Genomic DNA, 17,821 nt, shown 5'->3' with positions numbered 1-17,821 from the left:
GGTGCTGGACCTGCACGGTTCGGAGCTGACCGTGGAACGCGACGGCGAGCCGGTGCCGGTGCCGTCGTGGGAGGAGGCCGCCGCCGTCGTGCAGGGGCGGGGGCTCGGCCCCGACGACCTCTTCTTCCTCAACTCCACGTCGGGCACCACCGGCCGGCCCAAGTGCGTGCGGCAGACCATGAACACCCGCAAGTACTTCGGCCCGCTCGCCGCGCAGGCGGCCGCCTTCGGCCCCGAGGAGGTTGTCCTCAGCGCGCTGCCTGCGCCGTACGGCTTCGGGCTGTGGAGCGCCCACGTCGTTCCCACCCGGTACCGCTTCCCGACCGTGCTGGCCGCCGAATTCGACCCGGCCGAGACACTGCGGCTGATCGAGCGGCACCGGGTCACCGTGCTCGCCGCCGTGACCAGCCAATTCATCATGATGTTGAACGCCCCCGAATTCGCCGAGCGCGACCTGAGTTCGCTGCGGGTGCTCTTCACCGGGGGAGAGCGGGTGCCGTACCACCGGGCGGTGGAGTTCGAGGAGCGCACCGGGTGCGCCGTGTTGCAGTTCTACGGCTCGAACGAGGCGGGCCCGATCTCGGTGACCCGGGTCGACGACGACCGCGAGAAGCGGCTGCGCACGGCCGGGCGGCCCATCCCGGCGATGCGGGTGCGCTTCTTCGACCGGAACGCGAGCCCGGTCGAGGGCGGGCCGGGCCAGGTGGCCGTGCACGGACCGGGCTGCGCCCCGGGCTACTTCCGGGACGAGGCGGCCGACCGGGTCCTGTTGCGCCCGGACGGTTGGCTGCTCACCGGGGACATCGGCGAGGTCGACGCTGACGGCTACCTGTCGGTGACCGGGCGGACGGCCGACTTCATCATCCGGGGCGGGCACAACATCAGCGCGCCCGTGGTGGAGGAGGCGGTCGGCGGACACCCTGGGGTGGCCCAGGTGGCGGTGGTCGGCTACCCGGACGAGGTGCTGGGGGAGCGGGTCTGTGCGTTCGTGGTCACCCGCGACGACGTCGAACTGGACCTCGATGACCTCCGGACGCACCTGGCCGCGGGCGGCGTCTCCAAGCTCAACTGGCCGGAGCGGCTGGTGCGGTTGCCGGCCCTGCCGCTGGGGGCGGGCGGCAAGGTGGACAAGGTGGCGCTGCGCGCACGGGTGTGAGCGCGGAGGGCAGCCCGACCGGCTCAGCCGCGCGGCGCGGGTGGCAGCGCCACCTCCGTCCGGTTCAGCCGCGGACGCCGCGGATCAGCGTCTGGGTGACCTGCCCGTCGCCGATCGTCCGGCCGGCGACCTGCGCCGCGACGTCGAAGGTGACATGCCGGCCCTGCACGGCGGCCACCGTCGCGCGCACCTCGACACGCTGACCGGCGAGGGCCGGCGCGCGGTGCCGCACCCCTATCCAGGTGCCGACCGAGGCGGCGCCCGGCGCGAGCCGTCGACGCAGGATGTCGGCGGCGGTGTCCTCCAGCAGCGCGATCAGCGCCGGGGTGGAGAGCACCGACGGGGCGCCGGGCACGTGCCCGGTGAGCATCCCGGCGGTCACCTCGAACGTGCGCTCCGACCGTTCGCCCTCGCGCACCGGGCTGGTCACCAGCTCGTCCGCGGTCGCCGTCTCCCAGATCCGCATCCCGCCTCCTTGACAGGCTCACTCTGCCGGAAACAGAATGCCACAACCAAGCGCTTGTTAGGTAGGGGTTGGAATTGTCGTACAGCGAGGTGGCAGCGCTCTTCCCGGCCGGCACGGCCCCGGTCCCCGGCAGTGCGCACGAGCGATACGTGGCGGACCGACTGGCCGAGGTCGGGCGATGGGGCACGGAGACCCTCGCGGAACGGGTGCGCCGGCACGCGGCGAAGATTCCGGATCGGCCCGCCTTCATCGCCGGTGCCGACCGAATCGGCTGGCGCGCGTACGACGAGGTGTCCGACCGGCTCGCGGCGCTGATGGTGCGCTCCGGGCTCGCCCGCGGCGAGCGGGTCGGTGTGCTGCTCCCGGACGGCGTCGCGGTACACGTCGCCTACCTGGCCGCGCTGAAGGCCGGTGTCGTGGTGGTCGGCATCGGCCCGCGAGCCGGGCGCCTCGAACTCCGGCACCTGCTCACGGTCGCCGGCGCCACAGCACTCGTCAGTCACGCGCAGCACCGGGACACCCCGGTCGCCGAACTGGTCGACGGGCTGCCGCTGCGGTTGCGGCTGGAGCTGCCACCCCGGCTCGCCGAGCTGGACTGGCCGGAGCCGACCGCGGCGGAACGCGCACTGCTCGCCGAGCGCGCCCTCGGCCTCGGCGAGATCCACCTGCTCAACGGCACATCGGGCACCACCGGCATGCCCAAGTGCGTGGTGCACAACCAGAACCGGTGGCTGTACTACCACCAGCTCGCGCTGGAGGCCGGGGCGTTCACCCCCGACGACGTCTTCCTCACCCTCATCCCGGCCCCGTACGGCTTCGCCCAGTGGACCGCCAACTTCACGCCCACGCTGCTCGGCTCGCCCACCGTGGTGATGCCGCGGTTCAGCGCCGCCGGCGCGCTGGAGCTGATCGAGCGGGAGCGGGTGACCGTGGTGTGCTGCGTGAGCACGCAGTTCATCATGATGCTCAACGCGGAGCCCGGCCGGTACGACCTGAGCTCGCTGCGCTGCATGTTCACCGGCGGTGAGGCGGTGCCGTACGAGCGCGCCGCCGAGTTCGAGCGGCGCACCGGCGCGCGGGTGCTCCAGTTCTTCGGCTCCAACGAGACCGGCGCGCTGTCGCGCACCGGGACCACGGACACCGTGGAGCGGCGGCTGCGCACGGCCGGCCGGATCATCGACCAGATGCGCGTACGGCTCTTCGGCGACGACGGCGTCGACGTCACCGCCACCGGCGGGCCGGGGCAGGCCGCCTGCGCCGGGCCCGCCACCTGCCTCGGCTACTTCAACGACCCGGAGGCGAACGAGCGGCTCTTCACCCCGGACGGCTGGATGCTCACCGGCGACATCTGCACCGTTGACGGGGACGGCTACCTGCGGGTGGTGGACCGCAAGTCGGACTTCATCATCCGCGGTGGCAAGAACGTCAGCGCCGCCGCGGTCGAGGAGCAGGTCGGCACCCACCCCGCCGTCGCCATGGTGGCCGCGGTCGCGGTCCCCGACCCGACGTACGGCGAGCGGGTCTGCGCCGTGGTGGTGCTCCGGCCCGGCGCCGCGCTCGACCTGGACGACCTGCGCTCGCACCTCGCCGCGCGTGGCGTCTCTCCAGAGAACTGGCCCGAGCGGCTCGAGATCGTCGACGAGTTGCCCCGTGGCTCCGGCGGCAAGGTGGCCAAGGCGGAACTGCGTGCCCGGCTGCGTGCCGTTAGTGCGCCGCCTCGATCAGGGCGGCCCTGATCCGCGAGCGCTGGATCTGGCCGGTCGCCGGGGTACGTGGGATCTCCGACACCACGGCGACCCGGCGCGGCTGCTTGAAGGCGGCCAACTGGTTGGCGACGTGCCCGCGCACGATGGCAACCTCCGGCACTGTCGCCCCCGGCGCCAGCACCAGCACCGCGCAGACCACCTCACCCCACCGCTCGTCCGGCAGGCCGACGACGGCCACGTCGTGGATCCCGGGCAGGTCGCGCAGCGCCTGCTCCACCTCGAACGGCGACACCGACTCCCCGCCGGTGCGGATGACCTCGCGCTGACGGCCGGTGAGGTGGAGGTACCCCTGGTCGTCGAGGTAGCCCAGGTCACCCGAGCGGTAGACACCGTCGCGCAGCGCCGCCCCGGTCTCCTCGGGAAGGTCGTGGTAGCCGGACATCAGTCCGGGTCCGCTGACGCAGACCTCGCCCACCTCGCCGGCCGGGGCGTCCACCCACAGCACGTTCGGGAAGGCCGGGAGCCCGACGCTGCCGGGCCGGTCGAAGATGTCGGCGTCTGGCAGCGCCGCCATCCGGCCCGCCTCGGTCGACCCGTACAGGACGGACGTGGTGGTCCCCGGCAGCCGCTCCTTGATCCGCACGAGCAGCTCGGTGGAGATTCCCGAGGTGCCGGTGTCCGCGTGCCGCAACGACGACAGGTCGGCGTGCCGGTGCTCCGGGTCGAGCAGCCGTTCCCACACCGCCGGGATGCAGTAGATCGCCGACGGGCGCTCCCGCCGTACCGAGTCGATCATCTGCGCGGCGTCGGCCCGGCGCACGAGGTGCACCGCGGTCCGGTGCTGCCATGCCTCCAGCACGTAGTGCCAACCGCCGTAGTGGTACAGCGGAAAGCTGCACAGGACGCCGCCCCGGCCGCGCAGCCCGGAGGTGAAGGTGCCGCCGCCGGGTGCCGCGCGTAGCCAGCTCGCGCGGTGGCTGACCAGGGCCCCCTTCGGCCGACCGGTGCTGCCGCTGGTCAGGTAGACGATGTGCGGGTCGGTGTCGGCGAGGCGGTCGTGCCCGTGGGGCAGCGCGGCGCACGCGGCGGCGGCGAGGGCGTCGAGGTCCGCGCCAGGGCCCGGTGCGGAGCCGACGCGGGCGAGCGGCGCGTCCTGGGGTGCGTCGGGACGATCGGTGACCAGCAGCCGCGGATCCAGATAGGACAGAACCGCCGCGAGTTCGCCGGGGGAGAGTGTGGGGTTGATCGGGGCGAACGCGGCACCGAGCCGGGCGCAGCCCAGGAAGCCGTCCAGGGTGCCCAGCGTCGGCGCGGTCCACCAGGCCACTCGGTCGCCACGCCGCACGCCCAGGCCGGCCAGCGCGTTGGCGGCGCGGTTCGCCCGCTCGTCGAGGTCGCGGAAGGTGACCCGGTCTCCAGCCAGGGTGGCCGCGGTCGCCGCCGGCGCCATCCGGGCCGCCTGACGGATGATGTCGCCGATCAGCAGTTCCATGCGCCCTTCCCCCCGCCGGTCAGGTCGACCTGGGCCGGGTTGATCGCGCCGTGCGCGGTCTTGTCCCGGGTGATCTCCACCGCCTTCGGGACCTCCGTCATGCCGGAGAGCCGATGGGTGACCAGCGATTCGACGTCGATGTCGCCCCGGGCCACCAGGCGCAGCGCGTGGTCGAAGACACCACCGCCGGGGGAGTAGCCGCCAGCACCGGAGCGGGGGTGCAGCAGCGCTGTGCCGCGCTCCCGCAGCAGGCCGAGCGGTGCCGGCGCCCGGTCGGGCAGCACCGAGACCACCACCACGCGGCCGCCCCGGCGGGCGCAGCGCGCCGCCAGTTCGAGCGTCTCCGTGCCGGCGAGCCCGACCTCCGGGGCGCCCCCAGCGGTCTCGACCACGACGTCGACGCCGATCCCGCCGGTGGCCTCCTGTACCGCCGCGAGGACCGCTTCCGGTCCGCCGCTCGCGTCGATCACCAGGTCGGCGCCGAACCGGTTGGCGAGGGCGAGCTTGGCCGGGCTCCGTCCGCTGATCGCGACCAGGCCGGCGTTGCCGCACCGGGCGACCTGCAGAGCGAGCAGCCCCATCACGCCGGCGCCGATGACCAGCATGGTCTCGCCGGGCTGCACGGCGGCGAGTGCGTGCGCGTGCAGAGCCCCGGCCAGGGGCTGCACGGCCGCCGCCGCGGAGGCAGTCACACCGGGCGGCACCGGCACGACGCACGCGGCGGGGACGAGCACCTGCTCGGCCAGGGCGCCGGGGCGGGTGAACCCGATGAACTCGGGTGCGAGGCAGGCGTCCGACCGGCCGCGCCGGCAGGCCGGACACCGTCCACACACGACGGTCTCCACGGCGGTCACCCGGGCACCGACCGTGATGTCCCGCACCGCCGTCCCGACCGAGCGGACCACGCCGCAGAACTCGTGCCCGCCGAAGCGGACCGGGCCGGCAGTCAGGGCGTCGGCGAGGTGGGTGTGCAGCGCCACCGGCTCTCCGGCGATCAGCATGCACTCGGTGACGCTCGGCTGCACGCACGCTACGTCGAGGACGACGTCAGCGGGGCCGGGCCGGGGGTCGGGAACCTCCTCGATCCGCAGATCGCCGAAGCCGTGCAGCACCGCCGCGCGCATCGCGCCCCCCACCTCGTGGCCCCCGATGACTTGACCGTGGTCTTGGATTTTGTATTCAATATCTAAGCCTAGTCAACCCTGGATCAGGAGGCCGCCCATGGAGCGGGAACTCGTGGTCACCGGCGTCGGAGGCCAGGGCATCCAACTGCTCGCCAAGACGCTCGCCCTCGCCGCCACCCGCGAGGGTCGACACGCCATGCTCAGCGCCGACTACGGCGGCGAGATGCGAGGTGGCCCGTCCAAGGCGAGCGTGGTCATCGGCGACCGTCCGTTGCGGGCCCTCCCGGTACTCGCCTCGGCCTGGTCCGCGATCGTCGCCCACCACCGGTTCAGCGAGCCGGCGCTCGCGCGGCTGCGCCCCGGCGGGCCGGCGATCCTCAACCTGCCGCTGGTCGACCCCGCGTCGCTGCCGGCGATGACCGTGTACGGCGTGGACGCGGCCGCCGTCGCCAAGTCGGTCGAGGCGCCCCAGGCGATCGGCTTCGTGCTGCTGGGCGCGTACAACGCGGTGACCCGGCTCGTCGACCCGGCATCCCTGGTGGCCGCCATGCAGGAGTTGCTCCCGCCGTACCGCAGGCAGCACGCCGCGGCCAACGCGCGGGCGCTCGCGGCCGGCGCGGCCGCGCTGGACGTGCCGGGCGCCGATCTGACGGAGGTTTCCCGATGACCCTCGAGCTGCTCGAAGGCAGCGAGGCGATCGCCGCCTCGGCGATCGCCGCCGGCTGCCGCTTCTTCGCCGGCTACCCGATGTCGCCGTTCACCGGCCTGCTGGAGAACATGTCGCGCCAGCTCCCCCTGGCCGGTGGGGTGTGCCTCAACGCGGAGAGCGAGATCGAGGGCGTGAACATGACCCTCGGCGCCGCCGCGGCCGGGGCCCGCGCGGCCACCGGTTCATGCGGGCAGGGCATCGCCTTGATGCAGGAGGCGATCGCCGAGGCGGCGCTGAACGAGACGCCGTTCGTGGTCTTCAACATGGCCCGCAACCAGCAGGACTACTTCCAGGCCACCCGGGGCGGCGGCTGGGGCGACTACCGGACGATCACGCTCGCGCCCAAGGACGTTCCCGAGGCGGTCGAGCATGTCCAACTGGCGTTCCACCTCGCCGACAAGCACCGGGCACCGGTGATCTTCTACGGGGACCCGCTGTTGGCGCAGACCCGGATCGGCGTATCGGTCCGCCCGCTGGACTTCGGTCCGCTGCCGCCGAAGGACTGGGCGCTCGACGGCACCGGCGGCGGCACCGGCGGATCCCGGCAGGTCTGGACCTGGGCCATGGGCAAGGCGACCGATCCCGGCCCCGGCCCCGACCGCCACTGGCGTGCCATCGCGGAGAAGTTCGCCGCCATCGACGCGATCGAGTCGCGGTCCGAGCAGGCCCACGTCGAGGACGCGGAGACGCTGGTGGTGGCCTTCGGGTCCGCCGCCAAGTTCGTCGAGTACGTCGTCGAGGAGCTGCGGGCCGACGGACACCGGATCGGATGGTTCCGACCGGTGACGCTCTGGCCGTTCCCGGGCGAAGCGCTCGCCGCGGCCACCGCCGACGTGCGGCGCGTGCTGGTCTTCGAGCTCAACGCCGGGCAGATGCTCGACGACGTACGCATCCACGCCGCCGATCGCTCAGCCGTGCGCTTCATCGGTGGGGTGAGCATCGCGGAGTCCGGCCTCGCCTACGGCGAACTGATGGACGCCCCGGTCATCCGGGACCGGATTCGCACCGCTCTTTCCGAAGGTGGACGCTCATGACCGTCATCGACACCTCCCAGCCGCCGTCGGAGCCGGCCCGCAGGGTGGCCGACTTCCGCCCGTCGCTGCTGCTCGGCGAACACTCGCTCTGCCCCGGCTGCGGGGAGCCGGTGGCGCTGCGGGTGTTGCTGGAGGTGTTGCAGGAGCTGGACATCGTCCAGCGCACCATCGGCGTGGTCGGTCACGGCTGCTACGGCAGCTTCGTCCGGATCATGGACGTCGACGTGTTGCAGTGCCTGCACGGCCGGGCCCCGGCCTGTGCCACCGGCATCAAGCGGGTACGCCCCGACTGCGCGGTCTTCACGATGCAGGGCGACGGTGACATGGCCAACGAGGGGCTGCAGGAGGTGCTGCACGCCGCGGCCCGGGGCGAGAAGATCACCTGTGTACTGCTGAACAACGGCGTGTTCGGCGACACCGGAGGGCAGTTGACCGCGGCCACCGTGCTCGGGCAACGCACGAAGACCAGCCTCGAGGGGCGCGACGCGGAGACGCACGGCTACCCGATCCCGGTGGCCGACCTGGTGGCCGGGCTGCGCGGCGCCGCGTACGTCGCCCGGGGAGCGGTTTCCACGGCCGGCGGCGTGGCGCAGACGAAGCGGATGCTGCGGCGCGCCTTCGAGACCCAGCTCGCCGGCGCCGGCTTCAGCCTGGTGGAGATCCTCACCATGTGCCCGACGGGCTGGTTCGTGCCGGCGCCCGAGGGCCCGGGTTACCTTGGCGACTCGATGGAACAGGCCTATCCACTCGGGGAGCTGACGACATGGCGGCACTGACGCGGGCGAAGACGGGCGTGGCGGTCGCCGATTACATCCTCGGTCTGCTCTTCGACGGCACGCTCCGCAGCGGCGACCGGATCGACCTCGACGGCATCGCCGCGACGCTCGGGGTCAGCCGGGCCCCGGTACGCGAGGCACTGCTCCAGTTGGAGCGCGACGGCCTGGTGGAGATGCCGCACTACCGTGGCGCGTTCGTCGCCGCCTTCGACGCGGGGACGATCCGCGAGGCGTTCGAGCTGTACGGCATGCTGAGCGCGCTGACCAGCAGCCGGGCGGCGACCAGCGGGGACGGGGACCTGCGGGAGACGCTGGGCAAGCTCGTCGAGGCGCTGGCCGGCTGCGACCAGGTCGACGAGTTCGAACGGATCGCCCGCGAGTTCCGCAAAGCGGTCAACCTGGCGACCGCCGGCCCGCACCTGCGGGCCCTGCTGCGCAGCTTCAACGGTCTGGTGCCGGCCGCCGCCCGGTTCTCCATCGAGGACGCGATGGACGAGGAACGGGCCGCACTGCGCCGGGAGCACGAGGCCCTGGTGGCCAGGGACGCGGAGGCGGCCGCCGCGGCGGCGCTCGACCACATCCTGATGACGGCCGAGAACGCGGTTCGAGCACTGCGGCGGCGGGGGATCTTCCCGACCGACGGGCCGCCGGCGAAGTCCGGTGATCGGCCACAGCGCACCGGCCGCTCCGGGGTGCTGGGAATCGTCCGCACGACGGCCGGAGGCGACAAATCATGAGCGAGCAGGAAGTCGGGGCGCGGCGCGGCAGCCGGGGGACGCTGGTCATCGCCGAGGATCGGTGCAAGGGCTGCGAGCTCTGCATCGATGCCTGCCCGCCGGGGGTGCTGGTGATGTCGAGCGAGGTCAACGAGATGGGCTACCGGTATCCGGAACTCACCCCGGGCTGCACCGGCTGCACCGCCTGCCAGCTGGTCTGCCCGGACTTCGTCTTCTCGGTCTACCGGTTCACCTCCGCCGGCGCGTCGGGGGATCGGCATGGCTGAGGCGAGGGTATCGGTGGTGACCGGCGCGGCGGCCGGGATCGGCCGGGCCACCGTGCACCGGCTCGTCGGCCGCGGCGACTTCGTGCTGGGCGTGGACCGCGACGCCGCCGGACTGGACGCGCTGCGCGAGGAGGTCGGCGCGGACGAGCGAATCGCGACGCTTTCCGCCGATCTGGCGGAGCCGACGGCGGCCGAGGCCGTGGTGCTGCACTGCGTGCAGCGCTGGGGCCGGCTGGACCTGCTCGCCCTGGTCGCCGGGATCGGGCAGTTCGGTGCCACGGCCGAGGTGCGTCTCGCCGAGTGGGACCGGGTGCTGAACGTGAACCTGCGCGCCCCGTTCCTGCTCGCGCAGGCCGCGATGCCGTATCTGGTCCGCAGCCGCGGGTGCGTGGTCGCCGTGTCGTCGATCGCCGGCCTGCAGGGCTGGCCGTACAGCGCGGTGTACTCGGCGTCCAAGGGTGGGCTGGTGATGCTCATGCGCTCCCTGGCCATCGAGTACGGTCCCGCGGGCGTACGGATCAACGTGGTCTGCCCGGGCGGGGTGGAAACCGCACTCTCGGCGGACTTCCATACCGGCGAGGTGGCCTACGACGAGAGCCTGCGCAAGCGATCCACCGGCCTGCAGGGGCGCAGGGCCGACCCGGCGGAAGTGGCTTCGACGATCGCCTTTCTCGGTGCCCCCGACGCGTCCTTCGTCTCGGGTGCCGTGCTGCGCGTCGACGGTGGCGCGTTCGCCTAAGAGTTGAGTCGTAACGGTTGTTGCGGCTCACGGCCCGGCCCAGCTGCGCCCGATGGCGGGTGTGGCTGCTTGGGTTGGGTGGTCCTGCGTGGCCGTGGCACCCGGCGTACCAGGTGCTCGTTCTCATCAGGGGTGCCCCGTGGTCGGATCTTTCGTCCTTCAGAGGCCACCAGGGTGGTGGCTGCCGCACCTGCCGTGCCACGGCCGTGGGGTCGGGGCAGGGTGGTCACGGTTGACCGGGCCAGGGCCTCTTGCTGCCCTTGCACCCGGGCCGCGAGCGCGGCCCGGAAGTCTTCATCGATGTAGGCCGTTGCCGGCTGGTCGGGGTCGGTCAGGCGGACGCAGGCGGCCATCGCCGCGGCGACCAGGTCCCGATCCCCGGTCAGACCGCAGGCCGGGCAGGTGTGGGTGCGCTGGCCGAGGGATTTCTTCTCCCGGCGCCGCGGTCAGAATGTGGCGATCGGGTTGACCGGGCTGCCGGACGTACCGGCGAAGCGGACCGGCGCGACTGCGAGGTGGAAGTCCCACTGGCCGAGCTCGGCAGCCGTCGTCGCGCACACCTCCAGGTCGCAGTTGTCGAGCAGCCACAGACCCATCGCGACGAGGCTCACGGCGTGAACCGGCATCAACACGTCTTCGTACCCCGACGGCTGAACGTCCTGGGGGGTGTCCGCGCCGATCAGCGCGACCTCCCGTTCATGCAGCCACGGCAGGCAGGACGCGTGCCAGCCGGCCTGCGTGAAACCGCTGGCCGCACCGGCCTCGTGCCGGGCGCGGCCATAGCCGGTCCGCAGGAGTACCGCATCGCCGGATCGCACCCGCACACCCTGGCGACGCTCGGCCTCCTCGAGATCGTCGGGAAACACACCCTGCCCCGGTTCCAACCACGGCACATCGCGGACCCTGGCAATGTCCAGCAGGACACCACGCGTGATGATCCCGTTCGCCGCCGCCGTGACGGCCGCCCACGCCGATCCCGTCGCGGCGTCGACCAACGAGTGCGACCGCCCGTTGTACATCGTGCCGTCCCAGAAGATGTGGCACGGCGAGTCGACGTGGGTGAGGGTGTTGCCGTGGAACGTGATGCCGAGCCGCTCGGACGAAAAGCCCCAGCGTCGGTCGGCGTGGAAGGCGGGCACCGGCATGTTCTCGGCACCCGGCATGTCGGCGGCGCACGGGCACGTCGTCGTCGACCGCTCCATGTCGTCCGGTACGGCAACCTCCCATGCGCACGACACGCTCCTGCCGTGGCGCACGGCCCGCGCCGCCGCCAGCCGGACGTCGTCGGTGATGTGGTTCAGGGTCCCGAGCTCGTCGTCGTCGCCCCACCGCCCCCAGTTCGACAGCGTGTTGAAGTACCCGAGCACGTCGTCCTGCGTGGGCATCGGTCGCCCTGCCGTCATCCCAGCATCGACTCCTCCGGTCACGCGGTTCGAGGCGCCAAGGCCCGCTGAACTGGCATGACACTAGATCAGCGAGCCAGCAGTCGGCCGGTCAGAAGGTAGGGTACGGCACCTGTGGTGCTGTGGCACTGGTAGCCGTTGATGTTGCGTGCGAGAGCGACCTGGGAGGGCCGGGGAGCGCACGCGACAACGACGGGGTCGAGACCGGATCAGGGCTTCCGCGCAGGGGCCGGTGTCGCTATCCTCAAGCAAGCGCTTGGTCAAGAACGCTAGGCTGACCCGCTCTGGACGCGACGAGAAACCGGAGACTCCGTGAAGTACGCGATACAGGCACCCGTAGCGGCCAACACCACGGCAGACCCGGCCTGGATCGGCGAGTTCGCCGTGCACGCCGAGGCGTGCGGCTTCGAGTCGATCGCGGTGGTGGAGCACGCGGTCGTGGCGAGCGGCTACTCCAGCAAATACCCGTACGACGCGTCGGGCCGGATGGGACTGGCCGACGACTGCCCCATCCCCGATCCGCTGGACCTGCTGGCCTTCCTCGCCGGGCGGACCACGCGGATCGGGTTGGCCACCGCCGTCCTGGTCCTGCCGAACCACCACCCGGTCGTGCTGGCCAAGCGGGTGGCCACCGTCGACGCGCTCTCCGGCGGTCGGCTGCGCCTGTGCGTCGGCACGGGATGGATGCGCGAGGAGATCGAGGCCTGCGGCGCGGACTTCGCCAGCCGCGGCCGCCGCGTGGACGAGTCCATCGACGTGCTGCGCGCCCTGTGGGCCGACACCGCGCCCCAGGGCGCGACGCACCACGGGGAGTTCTTCCGGTTCGAGGGGGCGATGAGCTACCCGAAGCCGGCCAATCCGCTGGGGGTGCCGATCCACGTCGGCGGCCACAGCGTGGCCGCCGCACGCCGGGCTGGTCGGCGCGGCGACGGGCTGCAACCGCTCGGCGTCGTCGGTGACGAGCTGCGCAAGCTTGTGGACATCGTGCGCACCGAGGCTGAGCGCGCGGGCCGCGATCCGGACCGGTTGGAGTTGAGCCTGGGGCACTCGGCGGCCAAGGTGACCCCGGAGCGGGTCGAGCGGTTGGCCGCGCTGGGCGCCGATCGTCTCGTCCTCGCCGTGACCCCGACCACCGACCTCGCGGCAGCCAAGGACGAGCTGTCCGCCTGCGCCGAGCGACTCGGGCTTTCCGGGCCGTGATCACCGCAGTCGACCGCGCGGAGATCAGTGAGCTGGTCCACCGGTACGCGCACCTCGTGGACAACCGGGAGATCGGGGCGGTCGCCGAGTTGTTCATGGACGCCGGGGTTCTCGTGCTTCCCGATCCGCCCGCCGAACTGGGCCCGGTCCGGCAGTACGCGGGCCGGGCACAGATCGTCCGGGCGCTGCGGTCCCTGAGCGGGATCCCGGTGACCCTGCACGCGGTCCTCGGCCTGGTCGTGGACCCGGACGGCGCGGGTGGCGCGGTCGGCTCGGTGGCCGGCGCCGCCCATCACGTCAGCGATCGTCCGGACGGTACGACGGCCGACCTGGTGTGGTACCTGCGCTACGCCGACACCTACCGACGCGAGGACGGCCGGTGGCGCATCTTCCGCCGGGCACTTCAGATCGAATGGATCGAGACCCGGCCGGTTCGCCACCGGCGCGGGTCGGGGCGGGGAGAATCATGACGCAGCGGTTGGCCGGCAGGATCGCCGTGGTGACCGGTGGAGCGCTGGGCATCGGCGGGGGCATCTCCCGGAGGCTCGCTGCCGCCGGCGCCACCGTGGTGGTGAACGACGTAGACGAGGAGGCGGCCGCAGCGACGGCCGGCGAGATCACGGCCGCCGGTGGCGCGTGCGGCACACTCGTCGGCGACATCCGTGAGCCGAAGGTGGTCGAGGCGCTGCGCGACCGGGCCCTGGCGGTCGGCGACGGCCGGGTCGACATCCTGGTCAACAACGTCGGCGACTTCCGCCCGGCTGCCAGGACATTCCTGCGCAGCACGGAGGCGCAGTGGCAGGCGCTGTACGAGTTGAACCTGCTGCACGTGTTGCGGGTGACCCACGCGCTGCTACCGGTCATGGTCGAACAACGGTCCGGCACAGTGATCAACAACTCGACCGTCGAGGCCTTCCGGGGCATTCCCGGGCATGCCGTCTACTCCGCCTACAACGCCGGGGTATCCGCGTTCACCAGGAGCCTCGCCGTGGAGGTCGGCCAGTACCGGATACGCGTGAACGCCATCGCCCCCGATCTGGCCGACACGCCGCAGACGCCGGCCGCCGCGATGCTCCGGGGGCGCGACCCGGCTCTGCTGCGCACCTGGCTCCCGCTCGGGCGCTTCGGCGCGCCCGACGACTACGCCGCCGTCGTGGAGTTCCTCGCCTCCGACGACTCCCGATTCGTCACCGGCCACACCATCCCGGTGGATGGCGGCACGCTGGCCGCATCGGGCTGGTATGGCCGGGCGGACGGCAAGGGATGGACCAACCTGCCCAACGAGACCTGAGCCGCGGCCCAGTCGGGGCGATCGTCCGCGGATCCGGTGGCGCTGCACGGGGAATCAGTCGGCGGGCTCGTCCACCGCGGCCCTGAGCAGCTCCCGTGCCTCGGCGCTGCCGTCGAGTTGCCGGTTGACCCGGTGGGTGACCTGCCAGCCGTTTTCGGTGCGGATGAACTCCCAGCGGTTCACGCCGGTGCGCCAGATCCGGTAGCTGTCGCTCGCCTCGTCGCGAAGGACCAGCTGCGAATAGGCGGTGGCGACCGCGCGGTCGCCGGCTACCTCGAGGTGTGGAAGACCCTGCAGATGGGCGGCGCCGGAGTGGATCAGCTGCTGGTGCAGCTCGCCGGTCACCATGTCGGTGATCGCCGCCCGGCCGTGCAGGACCGTCGGGTCGGTGTCGTAGACCCCGTCGTCGGTCCACAGCCGAGCGGCGGGCGCGGGCGATCCGCTGTCCACGGCCGGACCGTAGGTGGCGAGGATCTGCAGCAGCGCCAGACGGTCCTCCAGCTCCCGTACCCGGCGCTGCAGCTCGATGATCACCTGATCGTGGTCTGGCACCGGCGCTCCTCGTTGCAGTTCATGTGGTGGCGGGGCGTCGACATCACGCCCAACCCACACTAGCAAGCGCTTGGTTGGCTCGCTAGGATCGTGCCGACGACCCGGCCCTGAGGCGTGGAGGCGTGCGTGGCGACCGTGGATCAAGCTGACCTGACGACAATTCCCGCCTGTCTGCGGGCGGCGGCGGCCGACGCCGCCCGCATCGAGGCCGTCATCGACGGCGACGTGCGGCTGACCTACGCTCAGCTCAACGCCGAGGCCACCCGCTTCGCGCGGGCCGCGGTGTCGCATGGCCTGCAGCCCGGTGACCGGGCCGTCGTCTGGGCGCCGAACTCCAGCCGCTGGATCATCGCCGCCCTGGGCATCCTGGCAGCCGGCGGGATCCTGGTGCCGGTGAACACCCGGTTCAAGGGCGACGAGGCCCGGTACGCGATCGGCCGGGTGCGAGCCGACCTGCTGGTCCTCGACGACGACTTCCTCGGCAACAGCTATCTCGCCGCGGTGCGCGGCGACGACCCACGCCCGCCGGCCGACGAGCTGCCCGTCCCGGCGCTGCCGCACCTGCGTACCGTCGTCACGATGGCCGCCACCGACGACCCGGTGGCCGTCTCCTTCGACGACTTCCTGGCCAGCGCCGAGGCGACTCCGACAGCCGAGATCGACCGGCGGATCGCCGAGTTGCGCGCGGACGACGTCGCGGACATCCTCTTCACCTCGGGCACCACCGGCTACCCCAAGGGCGCCATGGTCACGCACGGCTCCAACCTGCGGGTGGACGAGGCCTGGTCGGACATGGTCGGACTGCGGCGCGAGGACCGGTACCTGCTCGTCAATCCGTTCTTCCACAGCTTCGGCTACCGCGCCGGACTGCTCGCCTGCCTGATCCGCCGGGCGACCATGGTGCCGATGGCCGTGTTCGACGTGGACCACGCCCTGGACCTCATCCAGCGCGAGCGGATCACCGTCTTCCCGGGCGCACCGACGGTCTACACCTCGATCCTGCAATCGCCCCGGTTCGGCGAGTACGACCTGAGCTCGGTGCGGCTGGCGGTCACGGGCGCGACCGTGGTGCCGGTGCCGCTGCTCGAGCGAATGCGCCGGGACCTCGGCTTCGAGACCGTGATCACCGCGTACGGGCTGACCGAGAGCTGCGGCACGGCGACCGTCTGCCCGCCGGACACCGACCAGCACCGCATCTCGACCAGCTGCGGGAAGGCGATTCCCGGCACCGAGGTCGCCATCATGGATGCGCTCGGCCGGCTGCTGCCCCCCGGCGAGTCCGGCGAGGTCGTGGTGCGCGGCTACAACGTGATGATCGGCTACTTCGAGGACCCGACCGCGACCGCGGAGGCGATCGACCGCGACGGCTGGCTGCACACCGGCGACGTCGGCTGGCTCGACGAGGATGGCTACCTGCGGGTGACCGACCGGATCAAGGACATGTTCGTGGTCGGGGGCTTCAACGTCTACCCGGCGGAGGTGGAGCGGCTGATCGCCGAGCATCCGGCGGTCGCCGACGTGGCGGTGGTCGGCATGCCGGACGCCCGGATGGGCGAGGTGGGCCACGCGTACGTGCTGCCCAAGCGGGGCAGCAGCCTCACCTCGGGGGAGCTGATCGCGTTCTGCCGGAACAAGATGGCCAACTACAAGGTGCCGCGCCGGGTGTCGATCGTCGACGAGTTCCCCAGGACGCCGAGCGGGAAGATCCAGAAGTTCCGGCTGACCGCACCGGCCTGACCTGAGGCGCTGCGGCCGGATCGGGAATCGTCCGCGCCGGCGGGCGCGAGGTGGTGGTGGGCGCGGGCAGGTCAGGCCTGCCCGCGCCGGCGGGGCGCGGGTTTCAGACGGTGTAGCCGCCGTCTACGTCGAGCTGCTGGCCGGTGATGAAGCCGGCCCGGTCGCTGGCCAGGAAGCAGACCGCCTCGGCGATGTCGTCGGCGGTGCCAAAGCGGCGCAGCGGGATGTTGCCGCGGGTGACCGTCAGTGCCCGCTCGTCGAGGTCGCCCGAGGCGATCAGCCGGGCGGCCATGCCGTCGGTCAGCATCCCGGGACCCACGCAGTTGGCGCGCACGCCGTACCTCCCCTCCTCGGCGGCGATGCCCCGGACCAGCGCCTCGACCGCGCCCTTCGGGCCCGCGGAGAGGCCGTCGCGGACGGGGTAGCGCCGGGTGGCGGCGGTGGTGACGGCGACCAGGCTGCCGCGACTGTCCCGCAGGTGCGGCAGCGCGGCGTGCGCCAGGTGGAAGAAGCCGAGGGTGTCCTGTTCCAGTTGGGCGCGGAAGGCCGCCGGGTCGACCCGGCTGAGGTGGACCATGGGCACGTGCGGCCCAGCGGCGTAGACCACCGTGTGCAGCCCGCCGAAGCGCCCGGCGGCCTCGGCGAGCACCGCCGCGCAGGCTTGCGCGTCGGTGAGGTCGAGCGCCCAGGTGCCAGCGCGCGCGAGTTCGTCGGCGAGCTCATCGGCCGCCGGGGCGTTCCGGCGGTAGGTGAGGGCGATCGCGCTGCCGCGCGCGGCGAGCATCCGGGCGACGGCGCGCCCGATGCCGCCGGTCGCGCCGACCACCAGGGCGGCGCCGGGACGTTTCGAGAAGTCGTCGATCACCGGGCTAGGCTACCAAGCAAGCACTTGGTAGGCTAGCCCGGCGGAATCGAGCCGCCCCGGCTCGCGCCAGACAGCGCCCTCGTGGTACGCCGTCGTCGGCGGACGGGCGGCGCGGCCAGCCCGGACAGCACAGGGCCGGCGGGATCTCACAGGAGGGTGGCGATGAGCGGATCGACACGGGTGGTCGTGGTGACCGGCGCCGGGCAGGGGCTCGGGCGGGCACACGCGTTGGCGTTCGCTGCCGAGGGCGCCCGCGTGGTGGTCAACGACGTCGGTCCGGCGGCCGCCGAGGTGGTCGACGAGATCAGGGCCGCGGGCGGAACCGCCGTGGCGAGCGCCGGCGACGTCGCCGACTGGGACTACGCCCGGTCGCTGACCGCTCTCGCCGTGGAGACCTACGGCCGACTGGACGCGCTGGTCAACAACGCCGGCCTGGTGCGCGACCGGATGCTGGTCAACCTCTCCGAGGCGGAGTGGGACGAGGTGCTGCGGGTCGACCTCAAGGGGCATTTCGCGCCGTTGCGCCACGCCGCGGCGTACTGGCGGGACCGGGCCAAGGCCGGTCAGC

At 72.5% G+C, this 17,821-nt stretch carries 19 protein-coding genes; 13 read left to right on the top strand and 6 right to left on the bottom strand.

The window, feature by feature from the left end; all coding sequences use genetic code 11:
• The coding region (locus ONA70_RS24985) for a class I adenylate-forming enzyme family protein (protein ID WP_265008923.1) at positions 1 to 1,156 on the top strand (1,156 nt) is incomplete at its 5' end.
• Positions 1,157 to 1,220: 64 nt separating this feature from the next.
• On the opposite strand, the gene ONA70_RS24980 is transcribed toward ONA70_RS24985, so the two are convergent.
• Positions 1,221 to 1,622: a thioesterase family protein gene (locus ONA70_RS24980; protein WP_265008922.1), complete on the bottom strand. Its 402-nt coding sequence runs from the start codon at positions 1,620 to 1,622 to the stop codon at positions 1,221 to 1,223.
• A gap of 149 nt (positions 1,623 to 1,771) precedes the next feature.
• On the opposite strand from ONA70_RS24980, the gene ONA70_RS24975 reads away from it, so the two are divergent.
• Positions 1,772 to 3,358, top strand: a complete 1,587-nt coding sequence (locus ONA70_RS24975) for a class I adenylate-forming enzyme family protein (protein ID WP_265008921.1) — start codon at positions 1,772 to 1,774, stop codon at positions 3,356 to 3,358.
• On the opposite strand, the gene ONA70_RS24970 is transcribed toward ONA70_RS24975, so the two are convergent.
• Positions 3,327 to 4,820, bottom strand: a complete 1,494-nt coding sequence (locus ONA70_RS24970; RefSeq protein ID WP_265008920.1) for a class I adenylate-forming enzyme family protein — start codon at positions 4,818 to 4,820, stop codon at positions 3,327 to 3,329. The genes ONA70_RS24975 and ONA70_RS24970 overlap by 32 nt on opposite strands.
• Positions 4,808 to 5,944, bottom strand: coding sequence for a zinc-dependent alcohol dehydrogenase (locus tag ONA70_RS24965; protein WP_265008919.1), 1,137 nt, complete (start codon positions 5,942 to 5,944; stop codon positions 4,808 to 4,810). Before ONA70_RS24965 ends, ONA70_RS24970 begins: the two co-directional genes overlap by 13 nt.
• A gap of 97 nt (positions 5,945 to 6,041) precedes the next feature.
• Between ONA70_RS24965 and ONA70_RS24960 the strand changes: the two genes are divergently transcribed.
• The 6 genes from ONA70_RS24960 to ONA70_RS24935 are packed head-to-tail and all read left to right on the top strand — an operon-like array spanning position 6,042 to position 10,205.
• A complete protein-coding gene (locus ONA70_RS24960) occupies positions 6,042 to 6,611 on the top strand; it encodes a 2-oxoacid:acceptor oxidoreductase family protein (RefSeq protein ID WP_265008918.1) in 570 nt (189 codons plus the stop codon).
• Positions 6,608 to 7,687 carry a hypothetical protein gene (locus tag ONA70_RS24955; RefSeq protein WP_265008917.1) on the top strand — a complete coding sequence of 360 codons (1,080 nt, stop codon included), beginning with the start codon at positions 6,608 to 6,610 and terminating at the stop codon, positions 7,685 to 7,687. The genes ONA70_RS24960 and ONA70_RS24955 overlap by 4 nt, the downstream gene beginning before the upstream one ends.
• Complete coding sequence (locus tag ONA70_RS24950; protein ID WP_265008916.1) at positions 7,684 to 8,463, top strand: thiamine pyrophosphate-dependent enzyme; 780 nt, start codon at positions 7,684 to 7,686, stop codon at positions 8,461 to 8,463. Before ONA70_RS24955 ends, ONA70_RS24950 begins: the two co-directional genes overlap by 4 nt.
• On the top strand, positions 8,451 to 9,200 hold the full coding sequence (locus ONA70_RS24945; RefSeq protein ID WP_265008915.1) for a GntR family transcriptional regulator: 750 nt from the start codon (positions 8,451 to 8,453) through the stop codon (positions 9,198 to 9,200). Before ONA70_RS24950 ends, ONA70_RS24945 begins: the two co-directional genes overlap by 13 nt.
• Positions 9,197 to 9,466, top strand: a complete 270-nt coding sequence (locus tag ONA70_RS24940) for a 4Fe-4S dicluster domain-containing protein (RefSeq protein WP_265008914.1) — start codon at positions 9,197 to 9,199, stop codon at positions 9,464 to 9,466. Before ONA70_RS24945 ends, ONA70_RS24940 begins: the two co-directional genes overlap by 4 nt.
• Positions 9,459 to 10,205: an SDR family NAD(P)-dependent oxidoreductase gene (locus tag ONA70_RS24935; RefSeq protein ID WP_265008913.1), complete on the top strand. Its 747-nt coding sequence runs from the start codon at positions 9,459 to 9,461 to the stop codon at positions 10,203 to 10,205. The genes ONA70_RS24940 and ONA70_RS24935 overlap by 8 nt, the downstream gene beginning before the upstream one ends.
• Positions 10,206 to 10,651: 446 nt before the next feature.
• Here ONA70_RS24935 and ONA70_RS24930 read toward each other — a convergent pair whose 3' ends face one another.
• Positions 10,652 to 11,590, bottom strand: a complete 939-nt coding sequence (locus ONA70_RS24930; protein ID WP_265008912.1) for a cyclase family protein — start codon at positions 11,588 to 11,590, stop codon at positions 10,652 to 10,654.
• 330 nt (positions 11,591 to 11,920) lie between these two features.
• Between ONA70_RS24930 and ONA70_RS24925 the strand changes: the two genes are divergently transcribed.
• From ONA70_RS24925 to ONA70_RS24915, 3 genes are read left to right on the top strand one after another with little or no spacing between them, the layout of a single operon-like run.
• Positions 11,921 to 12,808 carry an LLM class F420-dependent oxidoreductase gene (locus ONA70_RS24925; RefSeq protein WP_265008911.1) on the top strand — a complete coding sequence of 296 codons (888 nt, stop codon included), beginning with the start codon at positions 11,921 to 11,923 and terminating at the stop codon, positions 12,806 to 12,808.
• A complete protein-coding gene (locus tag ONA70_RS24920; RefSeq protein WP_265008910.1) occupies positions 12,805 to 13,278 on the top strand; it encodes a nuclear transport factor 2 family protein in 474 nt (157 codons plus the stop codon). The genes ONA70_RS24925 and ONA70_RS24920 overlap by 4 nt, the downstream gene beginning before the upstream one ends.
• Entirely contained in the window at positions 13,275 to 14,099 is an 825-nt protein-coding gene (locus ONA70_RS24915) for an SDR family NAD(P)-dependent oxidoreductase (protein ID WP_265008909.1), read from the top strand. Before ONA70_RS24920 ends, ONA70_RS24915 begins: the two co-directional genes overlap by 4 nt.
• 54 nt (positions 14,100 to 14,153) lie before the next feature.
• Here the strand turns inward: ONA70_RS24915 and ONA70_RS24910 are convergent, their stop codons facing one another.
• Complete coding sequence (locus ONA70_RS24910; protein WP_265008908.1) at positions 14,154 to 14,651, bottom strand: nuclear transport factor 2 family protein; 498 nt, start codon at positions 14,649 to 14,651, stop codon at positions 14,154 to 14,156.
• A 126-nt stretch (positions 14,652 to 14,777) separates the two neighbouring features.
• On the opposite strand from ONA70_RS24910, the gene ONA70_RS24905 reads away from it, so the two are divergent.
• Positions 14,778 to 16,388 (top strand): FadD3 family acyl-CoA ligase, encoded by a 1,611-nt coding sequence (locus tag ONA70_RS24905; protein ID WP_319958552.1) that lies wholly within the window; start codon positions 14,778 to 14,780, stop codon positions 16,386 to 16,388.
• 103 nt (positions 16,389 to 16,491) lie between these two features.
• Here ONA70_RS24905 and ONA70_RS24900 read toward each other — a convergent pair whose 3' ends face one another.
• Positions 16,492 to 17,253: an SDR family NAD(P)-dependent oxidoreductase gene (locus ONA70_RS24900; protein WP_265008907.1), complete on the bottom strand. Its 762-nt coding sequence runs from the start codon at positions 17,251 to 17,253 to the stop codon at positions 16,492 to 16,494.
• Positions 17,254 to 17,415: 162 nt separating this feature from the next.
• Between ONA70_RS24900 and ONA70_RS24895 the strand changes: the two genes are divergently transcribed.
• The coding region (locus tag ONA70_RS24895; protein WP_265008906.1) for an SDR family NAD(P)-dependent oxidoreductase at positions 17,416 to 17,821 on the top strand (406 nt) is incomplete at its 3' end.

The organism is Micromonospora yasonensis (assembly GCF_026013475.1).
GTDB lineage: Bacteria > Actinomycetota > Actinomycetes > Mycobacteriales > Micromonosporaceae > Micromonospora > Micromonospora yasonensis.
The sequence above is the reverse complement of the archived record's forward strand: the minus strand, read 5'-3'. Positions and strand labels throughout refer to the sequence as shown.